This window comes from Enterobacter cloacae complex sp. P27C (assembly GCF_014895705.1).
GTDB classification, from domain to species: domain Bacteria; phylum Pseudomonadota; class Gammaproteobacteria; order Enterobacterales; family Enterobacteriaceae; genus Enterobacter; species Enterobacter bugandensis.
The window spans coordinates 1-17,633 of sequence record NZ_JADBQB010000010.1 but is presented as its reverse complement, the minus strand read 5'-3'; the positions used below and the strand labels follow the sequence as shown (position 1 = coordinate 17,633).

General features: G+C 53.2%; 16 protein-coding genes. 8 read left to right on the top strand and 8 right to left on the bottom strand.

What is annotated here, in order from left to right; genetic code table 11:
* Nucleotides 1-30: 30 nt before the first annotated feature.
* Nucleotides 31-1,854 (bottom strand): ribosome-dependent GTPase TypA, encoded by a 1,824-nt coding sequence (gene typA / locus IM291_RS18515; protein ID WP_028014891.1) that lies wholly within the window; start codon nucleotides 1,852-1,854, stop codon nucleotides 31-33.
* Between the two features lie 378 nt (nucleotides 1,855-2,232).
* Between typA and glnA the strand changes: the two genes are divergently transcribed.
* The 4 genes from glnA (at nucleotide 2,233) to IM291_RS18495 (ending at nucleotide 6,506) form a co-directional block, all read left to right on the top strand.
* The gene (glnA, locus tag IM291_RS18510) at nucleotides 2,233-3,642 is read left to right on the top strand and encodes a glutamate--ammonia ligase (protein WP_008501856.1); all 1,410 of its coding nucleotides are present in this window, start codon (nucleotides 2,233-2,235) and stop codon (nucleotides 3,640-3,642) included.
* A 169-nt stretch (nucleotides 3,643-3,811) separates the two neighbouring features.
* Nucleotides 3,812-4,861, top strand: a complete 1,050-nt coding sequence (gene glnL / locus IM291_RS18505) for a nitrogen regulation protein NR(II) (RefSeq protein WP_014172250.1) — start codon at nucleotides 3,812-3,814, stop codon at nucleotides 4,859-4,861.
* A gap of 11 nt (nucleotides 4,862-4,872) precedes the next feature.
* A complete protein-coding gene (gene glnG, locus IM291_RS18500; protein WP_028014893.1) occupies nucleotides 4,873-6,285 on the top strand; it encodes a nitrogen regulation protein NR(I) in 1,413 nt (470 codons plus the stop codon).
* Between the two features lie 110 nt (nucleotides 6,286-6,395).
* Nucleotides 6,396-6,506, top strand: a complete 111-nt coding sequence (locus IM291_RS18495) for a YshB family small membrane protein (RefSeq protein WP_192987465.1) — start codon at nucleotides 6,396-6,398, stop codon at nucleotides 6,504-6,506.
* Nucleotides 6,507-6,559: 53 nt separating this feature from the next.
* Here IM291_RS18495 and hemN read toward each other — a convergent pair whose 3' ends face one another.
* Both hemN and yihI read right to left on the bottom strand, forming a co-directional pair.
* On the bottom strand, nucleotides 6,560-7,933 hold the full coding sequence (gene hemN, locus IM291_RS18490; protein WP_048959969.1) for an oxygen-independent coproporphyrinogen III oxidase: 1,374 nt from the start codon (nucleotides 7,931-7,933) through the stop codon (nucleotides 6,560-6,562).
* 188 nt (nucleotides 7,934-8,121) lie between these two features.
* Nucleotides 8,122-8,637 (bottom strand): Der GTPase-activating protein YihI, encoded by a 516-nt coding sequence (yihI, locus tag IM291_RS18485; RefSeq protein ID WP_192987463.1) that lies wholly within the window; start codon nucleotides 8,635-8,637, stop codon nucleotides 8,122-8,124.
* Between the two features lie 576 nt (nucleotides 8,638-9,213).
* Here yihI and yihA point away from each other — a divergent pair.
* The gene (yihA, locus tag IM291_RS18480) at nucleotides 9,214-9,843 is read left to right on the top strand and encodes a ribosome biogenesis GTP-binding protein YihA/YsxC (protein ID WP_116343734.1); all 630 of its coding nucleotides are present in this window, start codon (nucleotides 9,214-9,216) and stop codon (nucleotides 9,841-9,843) included.
* A gap of 312 nt (nucleotides 9,844-10,155) precedes the next feature.
* Here yihA and polA read toward each other — a convergent pair whose 3' ends face one another.
* Together polA and IM291_RS21990 are read right to left on the bottom strand one after the other, a co-directional pair.
* Nucleotides 10,156-12,948 carry a DNA polymerase I gene (gene polA, locus IM291_RS18475; protein ID WP_192987462.1) on the bottom strand — a complete coding sequence of 931 codons (2,793 nt, stop codon included), beginning with the start codon at nucleotides 12,946-12,948 and terminating at the stop codon, nucleotides 10,156-10,158.
* A gap of 361 nt (nucleotides 12,949-13,309) precedes the next feature.
* Nucleotides 13,310-13,549, bottom strand: coding sequence for a hypothetical protein (locus IM291_RS21990; protein ID WP_226840437.1), 240 nt, complete (start codon nucleotides 13,547-13,549; stop codon nucleotides 13,310-13,312).
* Between IM291_RS21990 and IM291_RS18470 the strand changes: the two genes are divergently transcribed.
* On the top strand, nucleotides 13,446-14,297 hold the full coding sequence (locus IM291_RS18470) for an acyltransferase (protein WP_252017107.1): 852 nt from the start codon (nucleotides 13,446-13,448) through the stop codon (nucleotides 14,295-14,297). The genes IM291_RS21990 and IM291_RS18470 overlap by 104 nt on opposite strands.
* Before the next feature lie 23 nt (nucleotides 14,298-14,320).
* Here the strand turns inward: IM291_RS18470 and dsbA are convergent, their stop codons facing one another.
* The 3 genes from dsbA to IM291_RS18455 form a co-directional block, all read right to left on the bottom strand.
* Nucleotides 14,321-14,944, bottom strand: coding sequence for a thiol:disulfide interchange protein DsbA (dsbA, locus tag IM291_RS18465; RefSeq protein ID WP_028014899.1), 624 nt, complete (start codon nucleotides 14,942-14,944; stop codon nucleotides 14,321-14,323).
* 27 nt (nucleotides 14,945-14,971) lie between these two features.
* Nucleotides 14,972-15,958, bottom strand: coding sequence for a serine/threonine protein kinase (locus IM291_RS18460; protein WP_049001344.1), 987 nt, complete (start codon nucleotides 15,956-15,958; stop codon nucleotides 14,972-14,974).
* 75 nt (nucleotides 15,959-16,033) lie between these two features.
* Nucleotides 16,034-16,303 (bottom strand): YihD family protein, encoded by a 270-nt coding sequence (locus IM291_RS18455; RefSeq protein WP_008501866.1) that lies wholly within the window; start codon nucleotides 16,301-16,303, stop codon nucleotides 16,034-16,036.
* Nucleotides 16,304-16,371: 68 nt separating this feature from the next.
* On the opposite strand from IM291_RS18455, the gene mobA reads away from it, so the two are divergent.
* Nucleotides 16,372-16,956 carry a molybdenum cofactor guanylyltransferase MobA gene (gene mobA, locus IM291_RS18450; RefSeq protein WP_192987458.1) on the top strand — a complete coding sequence of 195 codons (585 nt, stop codon included), beginning with the start codon at nucleotides 16,372-16,374 and terminating at the stop codon, nucleotides 16,954-16,956.
* Nucleotides 16,953-17,456, top strand: coding sequence for a molybdopterin-guanine dinucleotide biosynthesis protein MobB (mobB, locus tag IM291_RS18445; protein ID WP_192987457.1), 504 nt, complete (start codon nucleotides 16,953-16,955; stop codon nucleotides 17,454-17,456). Before mobA ends, mobB begins: the two co-directional genes overlap by 4 nt.
* Nucleotides 17,457-17,633: the final 177 nt, after the last annotated feature.

The following is a 17,633-nucleotide window of genomic DNA, read 5'->3' as shown; positions in this document are numbered from 1 at the left end:
AGCGGCTTTTTTTACTACGGATTGACCGTATTAGTCTTCTTTCGCACCGCGCATAGCACGTTTACGATCGTTCTCGGTCAGGTGACGTTTACGGATACGAATTGACTGTGGAGTCACTTCTACCAGTTCGTCATCATCAATGAACTCCAGAGCCTGCTCCAGGGTCATCTTGATCGGTGGAACCAGAACCGTTGCTTCGTCAGTACCGGACGCACGCATGTTGGTCAGCTTCTTACCGGTCAGGCAGTTTACCGTCAGGTCGTTAGAACGGCTGTGAATACCAATGATCTGGCCTTCGTAAACTTCAGCACCGTGACCCAGGAACAGCTTACCGCGATCCTGCAGACCGAACAGCGCAAACGCAACCGCTTTACCCTGACCGTTGGAGATCAGTACGCCGTTGTTACGCTGGCCCACTTCGCCCGGACGAACGTCGTCGTAGTGGCTGAAGGTGGAGTACAGCAGGCCGGTACCGGAGGTCATGGTCATGAACTCAGAACGGAAGCCGATCAGGCCACGGCTTGGGATCACGTAGTCGAGACGTACGCGGCCTTTGCCATCTGGATTCATGTTTTTCAGGTCGCCTTTACGCTCGCCCAGTGCCTGCATCACAGAACCCTGGTGCTGCTCTTCTACGTCCAGCGTTACGTTTTCGAACGGCTCTTGTTTACGGCCATCGATTTCACGGAAGATTACTTTCGGACGGGAAACCGCCATCTCGAAACCTTCACGACGCATGTTTTCGATCAGAACAGACAGGTGCAGTTCACCACGACCAGAAACGCGGAATGCATCAGCGTCTTCGGTTTCTTCAACGCGCAGCGCAACGTTGTGCACCAGCTCTTTGTTCAGACGGTCAAGGATCTGACGAGAGGTAACGAACTTACCTTCTTTACCACAGAACGGAGAGGTGTTGACGTTGAAGAACATGGATACGGTTGGTTCATCAACGGACAGGGCTGGCAGCGCTTCGACGTTCTGCGGATCGCAGATGGTGTCGGAGATGTTCAGTTCACCCAGACCGGTGATCGCGATGATGTCGCCCGCTTCAGCGATGTCGCTCTCGATACGCTCAAGACCCAGGTGAGTCAGGACTTTACCGACTTTACCGTTACGGGTTTTGCCTTCGCTATCGATGATAGTGACCTGCTGGTTAGGCTTCACTTTACCGCGCTTGATACGGCCAATGCCGATTACGCCAACGTAGTTGTTGTAGTCGAGCTGGGAGATCTGCATCTGCAGGGTGCCTTCCAGGTCAACGTTTGGCGCAGGAACACGGTCAACAATCGCCTGATACAGCGGGGTCATGTCTTCAGCCATGTCTTCGTGGTCCAGACCTGCGATACCGTTCAGCGCAGAGGCGTAAACGATAGGGAAGTCCAGCTGCTCGTCGGTCGCGTCGAGGTTAACGAACAGGTCGAAGACCTGGTCAACAACCCAGTCAGGACGCGCGCCAGGGCGGTCAACTTTGTTGATAACAACGATTGGCTTCAGACCATGGGCAAAAGCTTTTTTGGTCACGAAGCGCGTCTGTGGCATTGGGCCATCCATTGCGTCAACGACCAGCAGAACGGAGTCTACCATGGACATTACACGTTCAACTTCACCACCGAAGTCGGCGTGCCCTGGGGTATCAACGATATTGATACGGTAGTCATTCCATTTAATCGCGGTGTTTTTCGCGAGGATGGTAATCCCACGCTCTTTCTCCAAATCGTTGGAGTCCATCACGCGTTCTTGGGTTTCGGCACGCGCATCAAACGTACCGGATTGCTGCAGCAGCTTATCAACCAGGGTAGTTTTACCATGGTCAACGTGCGCGATGATGGCGATGTTACGCAAATTTTCGATCACAACTTTGCCTCAGGCATTTAGAAATAGCGCGTTATTGTACACGGATTAATCGCACTACAAAACAGGATCACAAACATCCCCCGCAAACAAGTATTGCAGAGATGCTTTGTGATCGCTTTCACGGAGCGGTAAAAGGGCACTTTAACGTAAATTGCACCAATATGGTGCTTAATGTTCACATTGAAGCACTATACTGGTGCAACAAATCCATCATGGTGCAGCCCTTTTGCACTATGGTGCGCATGATAACGCCTTTTTGGGGTGTTTTAAAAGTTGGCACAGATTTCGCTTTATAAAAAATACATGGCAACAGCCAGTACCAACAGAAATTGAAGACCTCGTTACCACGACGACAATGACCAATCTGGAGAGTTAAGTATGTCCGCTGAACACGTTTTGACGATGCTGAACGAACATGAAGTGAAGTTTGTTGATCTGCGCTTCACCGATACCAAAGGTAAAGAACAGCACGTCACAATCCCTGCTCATCAGGTGAACGCCGAATTCTTTGAAGAAGGCAAAATGTTTGACGGCTCCTCCATTGGTGGCTGGAAAGGCATTAACGAATCCGACATGGTTCTGATGCCAGACGCAACCACTGCGGTCATTGATCCGTTCTTCGAAGAACCAACCCTGATCATCCGCTGCGATATCCTTGAGCCAGGCACGCTGCAGGGCTACGACCGCGACCCACGTTCTATCGCTAAACGCGCTGAAGAGTACCTGCGTTCTACCGGCATCGCGGACACCGTTCTGTTCGGGCCAGAGCCAGAGTTCTTCCTGTTCGACGACATCCGCTTCGGTGCCTCTATTTCTGGCTCCCACGTGGCTATCGACGACATCGAAGGCGCATGGAACTCTTCCACCAAATACGAAGGTGGTAACAAAGGTCACCGTCCTGGTGTGAAAGGCGGTTACTTCCCGGTTCCTCCGGTCGACTCTGCGCAGGACATCCGTTCCACCATGTGCCTGGTGATGGAAGAGATGGGCCTGGTTGTTGAAGCGCACCACCACGAAGTGGCGACTGCGGGTCAGAACGAAGTGGCAACCCGCTTCAACACCATGACCAAAAAAGCGGACGAAATTCAGATCTACAAATACGTTGTGCACAACGTTGCGCACCGTTTCGGTAAAACCGCGACCTTCATGCCAAAACCAATGTTTGGCGACAACGGTTCCGGTATGCACTGCCACATGTCTCTGTCCAAGAACGGTACCAACCTGTTCTCTGGCGACAAATATGCCGGTCTGTCCGAGCAGGCGCTGTATTACATCGGTGGTGTTATCAAACACGCTAAAGCGATCAACGCCCTGGCGAACCCAACCACTAACTCCTACAAGCGTCTGGTCCCGGGCTACGAAGCGCCAGTCATGCTGGCTTACTCTGCGCGTAACCGTTCTGCTTCCATCCGTATCCCGGTGGTGGCGTCTCCGAAAGCGCGTCGTATCGAAGTGCGCTTCCCGGACCCAGCGGCTAACCCATACCTGTGCTTCGCAGCGCTGCTGATGGCCGGTCTGGACGGTATCAAGAACAAGATCCACCCAGGCGAAGCGATGGACAAAAACCTGTACGACCTGCCGCCAGAAGAAGCGAAAGAGATCCCACAGGTTGCTGGCTCTCTGGAAGAAGCCCTGCAGGCGCTGGATGCAGACCGCGAGTTCCTGACTGCGGGTGGCGTATTCACTGACGACGCTATCGATGCTTACATCGCCCTGCGTACTGAAGAGAACGACCGCGTGCGTATGACTCCGCATCCGGTTGAGTTCGAACTGTACTACAGCGTTTAATTTAGTTGTTTTACCCGGCGTCAAAAGCGCCGGGGGTAGTTGCCGTGGAAACTTTTAGCCCATCTCCGGATGGGCTTTTTTCTCCACCAACAACCTGATCTCACGCGCTTTTTACGCCGAAACCGCTATACTGCACTAAAACAGTGCAACGACTCCAGGAGACTGCTGAATGGCAACTGGCACGCTGCCCGATGCTGGGCAGATCCTCAATTCTTTGATTAACAGCATCCTGCTGGTCGACGACGAGCTGGCCGTCCATTACGCCAACCCGGCGGCGCAACAGCTGCTCGCCCAGAGTTCACGCAAACTGTTTGGCACCCCGCTTCCTGAGTTGTTGAGTTATTTCTCGCTGAATATTGGCCTGATGCAGGAGAGTTTGCAGGCCGGTCAGGGGTTCACCGATAACGAAGTCACGCTGGTGATCGACGGGCGCTCACATATTCTTTCCCTTACCGCGCAGCGTTTGCCGGAAGGACTGATCCTGCTGGAAATGGCGCCGATGGATAATCAGCGTCGCCTGAGCCAGGAGCAGCTTCAGCATGCGCAGCAAATTGCCGCCCGTGACCTGGTGCGCGGTCTGGCGCATGAAATCAAAAACCCGCTGGGTGGGTTACGCGGCGCGGCGCAGCTTCTGACCAAGGCGCTGCCCGATCCCGCGCTGGCGGAGTACACCAACGTCATCATTGAGCAGGCGGACCGCCTGCGTAACCTGGTCGATCGCCTGCTCGGGCCGCAGCAGCCGGGTATGCACGTTTCAGAAAGCATTCATAAAGTCGCTGAACGGGTGGTGAAGCTCGTCTCCATGGAGCTGCCGGAGAACGTCACGCTGGTGCGTGATTACGACCCAAGCCTGCCGGAACTGGCGCATGACCCGGACCAGATTGAGCAGGTTCTGCTGAATATTGTGCGCAATGCCCTGCAGGCGCTGGGGCCGGAAGGCGGCGAGATTATTTTACGCACCCGCACCGCCTTCCAGCTCACGCTGCACGGCGTGCGCTATCGTCTGGCGGCACGCATCGACGTTGAGGATAACGGGCCTGGCATTCCTTCTCATCTGCAGGACACCCTGTTCTACCCAATGGTAAGCGGGCGCGAAGGCGGTACGGGACTGGGCTTATCTATCGCCCGCAGCTTGATCGATCAGCACTCCGGAAAAATTGAATTTACCAGTTGGCCGGGACATACCGAGTTTTCGGTTTTCCTGCCGATTAAAAAATAAAGGTGACGTTTATGCAACGAGGGATAGTCTGGGTAGTCGATGACGATAGCTCCATCCGTTGGGTGCTTGAACGCGCGCTCACAGGGGCAGGTTTAAGCTGCACGACGTTTGAGAGCGGCAGCGAGGTGCTCGACGCACTCACCACCAAAACGCCGGACGTTCTGCTGTCGGATATTCGCATGCCGGGCATGGACGGGCTGGCGCTGTTAAAGCAGATCAAACAGCGCCATCCTATGCTTCCGGTCATCATAATGACGGCTCATTCCGACCTGGATGCCGCGGTGAGCGCCTATCAGCAAGGGGCGTTCGATTATCTGCCCAAACCGTTCGATATCGACGAAGCGGTGGCGCTGGTTGAGCGCGCGATTAGCCACTACCAGGAGCAACAACAGCCACGCCACGCACCCGATTTTGGGCCAACCACCGACATCATCGGCGAAGCGCCGGCGATGCAGGACGTGTTTCGCATTATTGGCCGTCTGTCCCGCTCGTCCATCAGCGTGTTGATTAACGGGGAATCGGGTACAGGTAAAGAGCTGGTGGCGCATGCGTTACATCGCCACAGCCCGCGGGCAAAAGCGCCGTTTATCGCCCTCAATATGGCGGCGATCCCGAAGGATTTGATTGAGTCCGAGCTGTTCGGCCACGAAAAAGGGGCGTTTACCGGCGCGAATACCATTCGCCAGGGGCGCTTTGAGCAGGCTGACGGCGGCACGCTGTTCCTGGACGAGATCGGCGATATGCCGCTGGACGTTCAAACTCGCCTGCTGCGCGTGCTGGCCGACGGGCAGTTTTACCGCGTGGGCGGCTATGCGCCGGTGAAGGTGGACGTGCGTATTATCGCCGCGACGCATCAGAACCTGGAGCTGCGCGTGCAGGAGGGCAAATTCCGTGAGGATTTATTTCATCGTCTGAACGTGATCCGCGTCCACCTGCCGCCGCTGCGCGAGCGTCGGGAAGATATCCCGCGCCTGGCGCGTCATTTCCTGCAGGTGGCGGCCCGCGAGCTGGGCGTGGAAGCCAAGCAGCTTCACCCGGAAACCGATGCCGCCCTCACCCGTCTGGCGTGGCCGGGCAACGTACGCCAGCTGGAAAACACCTGCCGCTGGCTGACCGTGATGGCCGCCGGACAGGAAGTGTTGATTCAGGATCTCCCTGCCGAACTGTTTGAGGCCACCGCGCCCGAAAGCAGCACCGGGCACGCGCTGCCGGACAGCTGGGCAACGCTGCTGGCGCAGTGGGCCGACCGCGCGCTGCGTTCCGGTCATCAAAACCTGCTGTCTGAGGCTCAGCCAGAGATGGAGCGTACGCTGTTGACCACCGCGCTTCGTCATACGCAGGGCCATAAGCAGGAAGCCGCGCGCCTGCTGGGATGGGGACGTAATACCCTGACGCGTAAGCTGAAAGAGCTGGGAATGGAGTGATCGTACGCCGCTGTGTAAAGGTTATTAATTGAGCGCAAATTGCCGTTATTTTGCGCTTTACTGTTCCGATGAGTTTTGTATGATCGTGCCCGGAAATTGGGGGAACCATCATGCTGGGATCATTAGTGACTTTACTGTCGAGCGGAGCAGCTGAAAGCCACACGCCGCAAACCGCTGTTGCTGCGGTATTATGTGCGGCGCTGGTTGGGCTGTTTAGCTAGCAGGTTGAAATGTAAAAGCCGGGTAGCGGCTTCGCCTTACCCGGCTTTGCGCCTTAAATCACCCGTGAAAACTGCTGCATACGCGCCTTCTGGCGCAGATACGCGTCAAAGCACATGCAGATATTACGGATCAACAGACGCCCTTTCGGCGTGACCTCAATCGCGTTCTCCGACACATCCACCAGCCCGTCTTTCGCCAGCGGCGCAATCAGCTTCAGGTCTTCCGCAAAATATTCGCTGAATGTCAGATCCCACTGTGCTTCCACGTCGCTAAAGTCGAGACGGAAGTTGCAGATAAGCGCCTTAATCACATCACGACGAATGCAGTCGTCTCGGGTCAGCGCGATGCCGCGCCATAGCGCGTTGCCGGTTGCATCAACCTGCTGGTAGTAGAGCTTCAGCTCTTTCTGGTTCTGCGCGTAGCAGTCACCGATCATGCTGATGGCGGAGACACCCATACCGAGCAGATCGGTATCGCCCTGAGTGGTATAACCCTGGAAGTTACGGTGCAGTACGCCTTCGCGCTGGGCAATCGCCAGCTCGTCATCCGGACGAGCAAAGTGATCCATGCCGATAAATTGATAGCCGCTCTCCGTCAGAGAGGTGATAGTTTCCTGCAGGATATCCAGCTTCTGCTGGGCAGAAGGCAGATCCGCATCTTTGATTTTACGCTGGGCGGCGAATAGCGTCGGCAGGTGCGCGTAGTTAAAGACGCTCAGGCGGTCCGGGCTAAGTTCAGCCACGCGCTTCAGCGTGAAGGCGAAGCTCTCAGGCGTCTGCTTTGGCAGGCCGTAAATCAGGTCGATGTTGGTCGAGGTAAAGCCGATGTCACGCGCGTGGTTGAGTAAGGCGAAGATAAATTCCTCGTCCTGCTCGCGGTTGACCAGACGCTGCACCTCTTTATTGAAATCCTGCACGCCCATGCTCAGACGATTAAAGCCTTCGGCGCGTAAGTGATCCAGTACATCCAGCTCAATTTCACGCGGATCGACTTCGATCGAGATTTCAGCGTCGTCGTTAAAATTGAAATTTCCGCGCAGCAGCGTCATCAGGCGGCTTATTTGCGCCTTATTGAGATACGTTGGCGTGCCGCCCCCCCAGTGAAGCTGGCTGACGTGACGACCTTTAAACAGCGGCGCACGATGCACAATTTCCTGTTCGAGCGCATCGAGGTATTGGTCGGCTTTATGCTGCTGACGGGTCACGATTTTATTGCAGCCGCAGAAGTAGCAGAGCTTGTGGCAGAACGGAATATGGACGTAGAGCGACAGCGGACGCTCTGGATAGCGCGCGACGGCCTGCTGAAAATCCTCCTCGCCGAAGGCATCGGAGAACTCTAGCGCGGTGGGGTATGAGGTATAACGCGGCCCGGAATAGTTATACTTCTGGATTAGGGCCAAATCCCAGTCGATAGTTGGTGCTGACATGCTCACTCCTTCCGTTGGTGTCGCGTTCGTATACGGCGGCCCGTTCTGGCCCCATCGCGGGCCATCATTCGGGTGCGCAGCCACTTCTGTCGCCGCGACAACCGCCGTAGTTTAACGAATAACCACACCAGATAACATATAACCGGAAGGGTTATAAGCAGGACTATCGTGCCTGCCGGGTGCAAATGTTAGTTTCCACCTTTCAGAAGACGCATCATATCTTCCTGCTTTTCTTCTTCCTCTTCGTCGTCTTCGTCATCGTAAGACAGACCCAGCTTCTGCATTAGCTCATCAATGCGGTCCAGTTTGGCATCTACCCATGACTGCTCTTCGGCGGTCAGGGTTTCACCCTCTTCAAGACGTTCCAGCAGCGCGTCCAGGCGCTCATCGTTCTCCAGCATATCCAGCTCAGCCTGCGGTGAAAGCATAGGTTTCTCGCTCTTTGGTTTGTGCTGCTTAGTGACCGGGGTGTCTGTCACGCCCAGTGGAATGGGAGTTTTACTGCCGATACGAGGGTCTTTCTGCTGTTTGCCTTTTGCAGAGGCGCCCGTTGCACCAACGCCGTTGGCACGGCTACCCGCAGCATGACCGCGATGTTTTTTGTCGCGTTTGCGATCGCGCGCTTCCTGGTTCAGTTCTTCGCGCGTTTTGCGGCGTGCTTTTGCAGGGCGTTTCGCGCCCGCAGCGGAGGTTGGTTTTTTCATGATGTTTTATCTTAAAGTCGTTTTCTTCAGTATAGAATTGCGGCGAAATCTAGCAGAAAGCAAGCAAAGAAAAAAGGCGACAGAGCAATCTGTCGCCTTTTTTCCTGACTCACAACCCTTAACGGGTCAGACATTCCATGTTTACCAACAACACACCCTGTTTATCCTTTGGCTGATACCGTCCGTGTATGGTTCCATTTCCTGTTAAAACGCCTCCAGGCGCTGGTCGTCCTGACTATCCTGCGTCTTCGCCTCCTGGCGCTCCTGACCCTAATCCTTAAGTTGAATTCCTGTTGGCTTCCTCGCCCTGACGCATACTTTACCTTGTTCGCTTAAACTGGCAAGCAACGAAACGGTACACAAAGAGATTTTCAGACAATTACCTGGAAATAAGCTTATGATTTAATACAGTTTGCTTTTTTTGATACCTGCGAATTCTCTGAAATATCCCATAGCAACACTAGCCGATCTCTCACACCGATGGGGACATTCGCCTACAGGGCATAGCAATCAGAAAAGCCTTTTGCCCGCATTCGGGTATAATCCCTCCAGATTACGATTTTTGGAGACGACCACGTGACTACCTGGAACTACCAACAGACGCATTTTGTCACCAGTGCGCCCGATATTCGCCACCTGCCTTCTGATACCGGTATTGAAGTGGCATTTGCTGGCCGCTCCAATGCGGGGAAATCCAGCGCCCTGAATACGCTGACCAATCAGAAGAACCTGGCGCGTACCTCAAAAACACCTGGCCGTACCCAGCTGATTAACCTCTTTGAAGTGGCTGAAGGCAAACGCCTCGTAGACTTGCCGGGATACGGTTATGCGCAGGTGCCTGAAGAGATGAAGATCAAGTGGCAGCGTGCGCTGGGCGAATACCTGGAAAAACGCATGTGCCTGAAAGGTCTGGTGGTGCTGATGGATATTCGTCACCCGCTAAAAGATCTCGATCAGCAGATGATCGACTGGGCCGTAGCAAGCGATATTGCCGTGCTGGTGCTGCTGACGAAAGCCGACAAGCTGGCAAGCGGCGCGCGTAAAGCGCAGGTGAATATGGTTCGCGAAGCGGTACTGGCCTTCAATGGCGATGTACAGGTTGAGCCTTTCTCTTCGCTGAAAAAACAGGGCGTGGACAAGTTGCGTCAGAAGCTCGACAGCTGGTTTAACGAGCTGGAACCCGCAACGGAAGCGGAAGCAGAGTAATACCGAGCGCGGCGATGTCCGCGCTTTTTTTTGACCAAACTTTTCTTTGCCGCAATAAAAAACGCCCCAGTCATTACTGACTGGGGCGGCTAAAATATTCAGCCAAATCCGATTACGTGAAGTAAAAGGTCTGAAAGATAGAACATCTTACCTCTGTACCCTACGTCGATAACTCTACCCCTTTTTGTGCTGCAGAAAAAGCACTTTTTGTAGTTTTTTTTCATTCTTTACATAGGGAATTCTAATGATCGTCACAAAACGCGCTTTCTTATGTTGCAAACTTACATAAACAGCGCGTTATGCGAAGAACCTTTAGTGAGCCTGATCCCAGTTTTCACCACTTCCCACTTCCACCAGCAACGGCACGTCCAGCGTCATGCTGCTTTCCATGAGTTCGTGGATCTTTTTCGACACAATATCGAGATCGTCTTTGTGCACTTCAAATACCAGTTCATCGTGTACCTGCATGATCATTTTCACGCGCGGCTTCTCTTTCTCCAGCCAGGCATCAACGGCGATCATTGCGCGCTTGATGATGTCCGCTGCGGTACCCTGCATCGGAGCGTTGATCGCCGCACGCTCTGCGCCAGCGCGGCGCGCCGCGTTGCTGGATTTGATGTCCGGGAGATAGAGACGACGGCCATCCAGGGTTTCAACGTAACCTTTCTCTTTCGCCTGCGCGCGGGTGCGTTCCATATATTCCAGAACACCCGGATAACGCTCGAAGTAAAGATCCATATACTTCTGCGACTCTTTGCGCGGAATGTTTAGCTGGCGTGAAAGGCCAAACGCGCTCATGCCGTAGATTAGACCGAAGTTGATCGCTTTTGCACTGCGGCGCTGTTCGTTGGTCACGTTGTCCAGCGGTAAACCAAAGACCTCCGCCGCAGTCGCCCGGTGGATGTCTTTTCCTTCCGCAAATGCCGTCAGCAGACCTTTATCGCGGGACAGGTGCGCCATTATGCGCAGTTCAATTTGCGAGTAGTCAGCCGAGACAATCAGGTAGTCATCAGGGGCTATAAAGGCCTGACGAATGCGGCGCCCTTCCTCATTACGCACCGGAATGTTCTGCAGGTTAGGATCGGTTGACGAGAGACGCCCGGTTGCCGCTACCGCCTGATGATACGACGTGTGCACACGGCCCGTTTTCGGGTTGATCATCAGCGGAAGTTTGTCCGTGTAGGTAGACTTCAGCTTTGCGAGACCGCGGTACTCCAGGATCACTTTTGGCAGTGGGTAGTCCAACGCCAGCTCTTCCAGCACCTCTTCAGAGGTTGACGGCGCGCCGCCAGGGGTTTTCTTCAGCGGCTTGATGCCCTGCTTTTCAAACAGGATAGTTTGCAGCTGTTTCGGTGAAGAGAGGTTAAACGGCTCGCCTGCAAGCTCATGCGCTTTCTGCTCAAGCTCGGTCAAACGCTGCGCGAGCTCGCCAGAGTGGTTATGCAGCACCGTTGGATCGATCTTAACGCCATTGCGTTCGATACGGGACAGAACGGGCACCAGCGGCATTTCAATATGCTGGAATACGTTCAGCGGACCTTCGTGCTTCTGCAGTTTCGGCCACATCTTCAGATGCAGTTGCAGCGTGACGTCGGCATCTTCCGCCGCGTAGCGGCCTGCTTCTTCAAGAGCAATCTGGTTAAAGGTGAGCTGATTTTTCCCTTTACCGGCAATCTCTTCAAAGGTAATGGTTTTGTGCTTGAGCCAGCGGTCAGATAAGGAATCCATATCATGGCGGCCCGCCACGCTGTCCAGAATGTAGGATTCGAGCATAGTGTCAAAGGCAATCCCGCGCAGCTCAATGCCGTAGTTCTGCAGAATGCCGCGGTCGTACTTGAGGTTTTGCCCAACCTTAAGCGCCTTTTCGTCTTCCAGAATCGGCTTCAGTAGCTCGAGCGCGCGCTCGCGGGAGATCTGCTCCGGCGCATCCAGGTAGTCGTGCGCCACGGGAACGTAGGCGGCAATACCCGGCTCTGTCGCAAAGGACAATCCCACCATATTGGCTGAAATGTTGTCGAGGCTGTCTGTTTCGGTGTCAAAGGCAAAGACCGGGGCTTTTTTCAGTTTCTCGATCCAGGCGATCAGCTGTGACTCTTCCAGAATGGTTTCGTAGTTGTCGAAGGAGAGCGCTGCGGCTTCTTCTTCCGCCTGATCTTCGGCATCAACGACAATCGTCTCTTTCGGCTTAGCAGCAGGTTTGGCCCCTTTAGCCTGCAGCCATTTACCGGCTTCTACGTCAGTGGTCCAGCGCTTGAATTCGTATTTCTTAAACAGGCTCAGCAGGTCGTCAGCGGAAGGCTGTTGCACTTCCAGCTGCTCACAGCCCAGTTCCAGTTCCACATCGGTTTTGATTGTTGCCAGCTTATAGGAGAGATAAGCCACCTCTTTGTTCTCTTCCAGCTTCCCGGCCATGGTTTTTGCGCCACGGAAGGAAAGTCCGGCGATTTTGTCGGATTCCGCGTAGAGCGTGTCCAGACCACCCAGCCCCTGAAGCAGCGCCTGCGCGGTTTTTTCACCGACGCCAGGAACGCCAGGAATGTTATCCGAGGAGTCGCCCATCAACGCGAGGAAGTCGATAATCAGCTCTGGCGGCACGCCATACTTAGTGACTACTTCTTCTGGCCCCAGAATGGTGTTGGTCATGGTGTTGATCAGGGTAATACCTGGCGTCACCAGCTGCGCCATATCTTTATCACCGGTGCTGATCAGCACCGGACGGCCCATTTTTTCAGCTTCACGCGCCAGCGTACCGATGACGTCGTCAGCCTCCACGCCAGAGACGGCCAGCAGCGGCAGGCCCATTGCTTTCACCATGGCATGCAGCGGCTCAATCTGCGCACGCAGATCGTCAGGCATTGGCGGACGATGGGATTTATAATGTTCGAAAAGCTCATCGCGGAAGGTTTTGCCTTTCGCATCAAAAACGACAGCCGCATGGGTGGGCTGATACTGAAGAATCAGGCTGCGCAGCATGTTCAGCACGCCGTACATCGCGCCGGTAGGTTCCCCTGCGCTATTGGTCAGAGGAGGAAACGCATGGTACGCCCGATACAGGTAAGAAGAGCCGTCGACGAGAATAAGTGGGTTTTCTGGGATCTGAACCATAATGTCCGTGCCTATAATCAATTTATGCGTAAAGGATGCCACAGAAGGATGAAAACATCAGTTATTCAGGTTCGATACAGGAAAAGATTTTGCGATCGTGAGGATCGCTCGCAAAACTCAAACTGTGGATAAGTTTGTGAATATTTTCACTTCAAATGAAAAACATATACTAAAAGCAGGCACGCGTTGAGAATAAAATATTACATATCATAATGTTAACAACTAACACTGCATGAAAATAGCCTGCTGATGGCAATTTAGTCTATGTGGATATAAGTTCTGATTAGCGCACAATAATAGAGAAATCTTCTGCTTCAGGGGAAAAGCCGTCTATTGACGATATGAAAGCGCCATAATTTTGTCACTTTTCTGATAAAATCAGCCCCCAGCGCCGTATCATCGGCGGGTCCATTAAAGCTAACCATCTGAAAAAGCTCATCATGTCGAGATTGCTCGCTGCAATAACATTACCGCTAAGCATCATTTTAACTATTCTGGTGACGATTGCGTGTTCTGTGCCAATCATTATCGCCGGGATCGTTAAACTTCTGCTGCCTGTGCCTGCGGTGTGGCGATCCGTCTCTGCGTTTTGTAATTTCATGATGTATTGCTGGTGTGAAGGGTTAGCGATCCTGCTGTGCCTGAATCCGCATCTTAAGTGGGATGTCGAAGGGCTGGAGAGCCTCAACAAAAAGAACTGGTACCTGCTGATTTGCAATCATCACAGCTGGGCGGACATCGTGGTGTTATGCGTGCTTTTTCGCAAACATATCCCGATGAACAAGTACTTCCTGAAGCAGCAGCTCGCCTGGGTGCCCTTTATCGGGCTGGCCTGCTGGGCGCTCGATATGCCGTTTATGAAACGCTATTCGCGCAGCTATCTGATTCGTCATCCGGAGCGTCGCGGTAAGGATGTGGAGACCACGCGCCGCTCCTGTGAAAAGTTTCGCGCACATCCAACGACCATCGTGAACTTTGTTGAAGGCTCACGGTTTACGGAAGATAAACGTCAACAAACACGCTCCCCTTATCAGAACCTGCTTCCGCCAAAGGCGGCGGGTATTGCGATGGCGCTTAATGTGCTGGGTGCACAGTTCGATAAACTTCTGAACGTTACGCTCTGCTATCCGGAAAATGACAGGACGCCATTTTTCGATATGCTCAGCGGCAAGCTGACGCGCATTGTTGTTCGGGTGGATTTAGTGCCGATCGATGCCGGGCTGCACGGTGACTACGTTAACGATAAGAATTTCAAACGTGGTTTCCAGCAGTGGCTTAATACGCTCTGGAAAGAGAAAGACGAACAGATAGACAGCATTAAATCTTCATACAAAAACGCCGGTCAGTGACCGGCGTTTTCATATCAACGAAATTACTTCTTCTCAACCAGGTATTTCACGGTGTCAGCATACTGCTGTACGAAAATATCCATGCTGCTGGTGTCCATGCCCTGCATGTTCAGCTGATATTTGCCGTTAACAAACATCGCCGGAACGCCCTGAAGCTGCAGATCAGCGGCCGCTTTTTCCTGCTGAGCAACCAGAGATTTCACTACAAAGCTGTTCCACGCGGCGTCGTACTCTTCACCTTTCACACCGGCATCAACGAACACTTTGCGGATATCCGCAGTGGTCTGAACGGTCTGGGTTTTCTGTACGGCTTCGAACATTGGAGCAGTGATTTTATCTTCCACGCCCAGCGCCATCGCAACCGCCCACGCCTGAGTCAGGTCTTTACCCAACGGGCCCAGGAACTCAACGTGGTACTTGGTCATTTTGGTGCCTTCCGGCAGCTTCTTCTTCACGTTGTCAGAAACATGCAGCACCTCTTCGAATTGATAGCAGTGCGGGCAATAGAATGAGAAGAACTCCAGAACCTGTGGCTCGCCAGCAACCGGCTTTTCCAGCGTGATAAACTGTTTACCGTCGGTAAACTGCGCAGCAGAAGCGCTAAATGCCAGAATCATACCTGCCAGCGCCAGCCAAATTTTTTTCATGATTAACTCTCTCCTGGGTGTGTCCAATTAATACATCGGCGTTAATTGCAGAGGGGGTTCCTGAAGAACCTTAACCTGCTGAGTGAATGTAGATATCTGGCTGCGCCAGTAATCTTCTCCGGTAAGCCACGGGAAATTACGAGGAAATGCGGGGTCGTCCCAACGCCTGATTAACCATGCGAGATAATAAACAAAACGCATCGCACGTAAAGGCTCAATCAGGGCAATTTCGTCTGAATTAAACGGGCTAAATTCTTCATAGGCTTCAATAATCGTTTCAAGCTGCATGCGCTGCTCGGCTTTGTCGCCATTGAGCAGCATCCACAGATCCTGAACCGCTGGTCCCATGCGCGCATCGTCGAGATCGACAAACAGTGGACCATCGCGCCAGAGAATATTTCCGGCGTGACAATCGCCATGTAGGCGCAGAACGGAAATATCATCACGCCAGCAGGTTTTCACCGCAGCAATAAGCTTATCGGTGGCGTTGAGGAAATCATCCTTTAACGCAGCGGGGATCAGCGCAGACGTTTCGAATATCTGACGTGGTTCGGTGAGATATTCATGAATCCCGATCGTTGGTCGGACAGTGAACTCTGTTTTACGTCCCGTCTGATGAATGCGTCCCAGATAGCGAGCAACCCACTCCATCTGATCGATATTATCCGCTTCAAACTGGCGGCCACCCAGACTGGGGAATACGGCGTAGTAAAACCCTTCATGCGTGAGCAGCGTTTGGTTATTGAACTTTATCGGCGCGGCAACGGGGACGTCATCAACCAGCAGATCGTGAGCAAACTGGTGCTCCTCCTGAATTTGCTGTGCAGACCAACGTTCAGGGCGATAGAACTTTACGACGAAGCGCTGACGATCCTCGTCCTGAAATTGATAGACGCGGTTTTCGTAGCTGTTTAACGGAGTTAGCCCGGAATCCACACGAATACCCTGTTCAAACAGGGCATCCATAATGGTATCCGGGTGTAGTGTCTGGAAAGTAAAAGCCTGGTCGTTCATCCGATCATCCGGAAATTATACGAATGATTCAGGATATCATCTTGTAGCGATTTCGGTGGCTCCGCTTACAAGCTTTTACTCTTTAATTACGCCTCGGGCGCGCAGCAATGCAGTTTTAAAATCTTCCTCATAATCCTTCTGAATACCAGGAATAACAGCATCTTTGGCTGAGTCGCGCATTTTGAGGTGGTAGATCAGGATGTCGTCAGAAAGGTCTGCCAGATCGCCGTCAAAACCTGACTCTTTTGCCAGTTTCTGTAAGAATTGCATCAGATTCAGCTCTGGCTCTTTTTGCCAGGCTGGCTGGAGGAGTTCAATGACTTCATTCAGACGTTTACATTTCATGGTGGTGCTCCTTTCATTTAGAGTGACACGTTAGCAGGGTCAATCCCACAATAAAAGAGGCGATATTCGTGAATCTTAGCCTGGAAATCACTGGGGTCGTTCTGGCAGGCGGCAGAGCTACGCGGATGGGCGGGGAAGATAAAGGACTACAGCTCCTGAAAGGCAAGCCCTTATGGCAGCATGTCGCTGATACGCTTGTCGATCAGGTATCGGCAATGGCGCTGAGCGCAAATCGCCATATCGATATTTACCAGCGCAGCGGGTTTCCCGTTTATCAGGATAATCTCGCAGATTTTCCGGGGCCGCTGGCCGGTATGCTTTCGGTGATGCAGCAGTCGCAGGGAGAGTGGTTTCTCTTTTGTTCGTGTGATACGCCATATATACCCACCTGCCTGGTGGAACGGATGGTGCAACAGCGAGGTGATTCACCTGTGGTCTGGGTGCATGACGGCGAGCGCGACCACCCAACTATCGCGCTCATTAACCGATCCTTGATTCCTGCTATGAGCGACTATCTGGCCTCCGGAGAGCGAAGAGTGATGGTGTTTATGCGTAAGGTCGGCGGACATGCTGTTGATTTTAGCGACATGAAAACATCGTTCGTGAATGTGAACACATTAGAAGATTTACAGGCCATGCAGGAGAAGAGATGAACTCTGTTTTAGCCATTTCAGCCTGGAGTGGGACAGGAAAAACCACGTTGCTGAAAAAACTGATTCCTGCGCTGTGCGCCCGCGGTATTCGTCCTGGCTTGATTAAACATACTCACCATAATATGGATGTCGATAAGCCGGGCAAAGATAGCTATGAGCTGCGCAAAGCGGGTGCCGCGCAGACAATGGTAGCAAGCAACCAGCGTTGGGCATTGATGACAGAAACGCCGGATGAGGCACCGCTGGATCTCGCGTATCTGGTAAGTCGGATGGATCACTCCATGCTGGATCTGGTGCTGGTTGAGGGATTTAAGCATGAGGCCGTGCCTAAGATCCTGCTGTTCAGAAGTGATGCCGGGCATGACATCAGCGAGTTAACGCTGGATGAGCATGTGATTGCGGTGGCCAGCGATGTTGCTCTCGATATTGAGGTTCCGGTGCTGGATTTAAATGATGAGGATGGGATTGCTGAGTTTATTGTGAAGTGGTGTGCGGTCTGACTTGCCGGGTGGCGGCTTCGCCTTACCCGGCCTACGGTTTGTGCAGCGCAGAAACGCAAAAAGGCCATCCTTTCGGATGGCCTTTTCACTTATTTGATGCCTGGCAGTTCCCTACTCTCACATGGGGAGACCCCACACTACCATCGGCGCTACGGCGTTTCACTTCTGAGTTCGGCA

What these genes read in the sequence shown, in the direction of transcription:
- yihI (WP_192987463.1), bottom strand. Translation starts at nt 8,637, where the DNA reads ATGAAAAAACCAACCTCCGCTGCGGGCGCGAAACGCCCTGCAAAAGCA.
- hemN (WP_048959969.1), bottom strand. Translation starts at nt 7,933, where the DNA reads ATGTCAGCACCAACTATCGACTGGGATTTGGCCCTAATCCAGAAGTAT.
- polA (WP_192987462.1), bottom strand. Translation starts at nt 12,948, where the DNA reads ATGGTTCAGATCCCAGAAAACCCACTTATTCTCGTCGACGGCTCTTCT.
- mobB (WP_192987457.1), top strand. Translation starts at nt 16,953, where the DNA reads ATGAACTCTGTTTTAGCCATTTCAGCCTGGAGTGGGACAGGAAAAACC.
- IM291_RS18455 (WP_008501866.1), bottom strand. Translation starts at nt 16,303, where the DNA reads ATGAAATGTAAACGTCTGAATGAAGTCATTGAACTCCTCCAGCCAGCC.
- glnL (WP_014172250.1), top strand. Translation starts at nt 3,812, where the DNA reads ATGGCAACTGGCACGCTGCCCGATGCTGGGCAGATCCTCAATTCTTTG.
- IM291_RS18460 (WP_049001344.1), bottom strand. Translation starts at nt 15,958, where the DNA reads ATGAACGACCAGGCTTTTACTTTCCAGACACTACACCCGGATACCATT.
- IM291_RS18495 (WP_192987465.1), top strand. Translation starts at nt 6,396, where the DNA reads ATGCTGGGATCATTAGTGACTTTACTGTCGAGCGGAGCAGCTGAAAGC.
- IM291_RS21990 (WP_226840437.1), bottom strand. Translation starts at nt 13,549, where the DNA reads ATGAAATTACAAAACGCAGAGACGGATCGCCACACCGCAGGCACAGGC.
- glnA (WP_008501856.1), top strand. Translation starts at nt 2,233, where the DNA reads ATGTCCGCTGAACACGTTTTGACGATGCTGAACGAACATGAAGTGAAG.
- glnG (WP_028014893.1), top strand. Translation starts at nt 4,873, where the DNA reads ATGCAACGAGGGATAGTCTGGGTAGTCGATGACGATAGCTCCATCCGT.
- dsbA (WP_028014899.1), bottom strand. Translation starts at nt 14,944, where the DNA reads ATGAAAAAAATTTGGCTGGCGCTGGCAGGTATGATTCTGGCATTTAGC.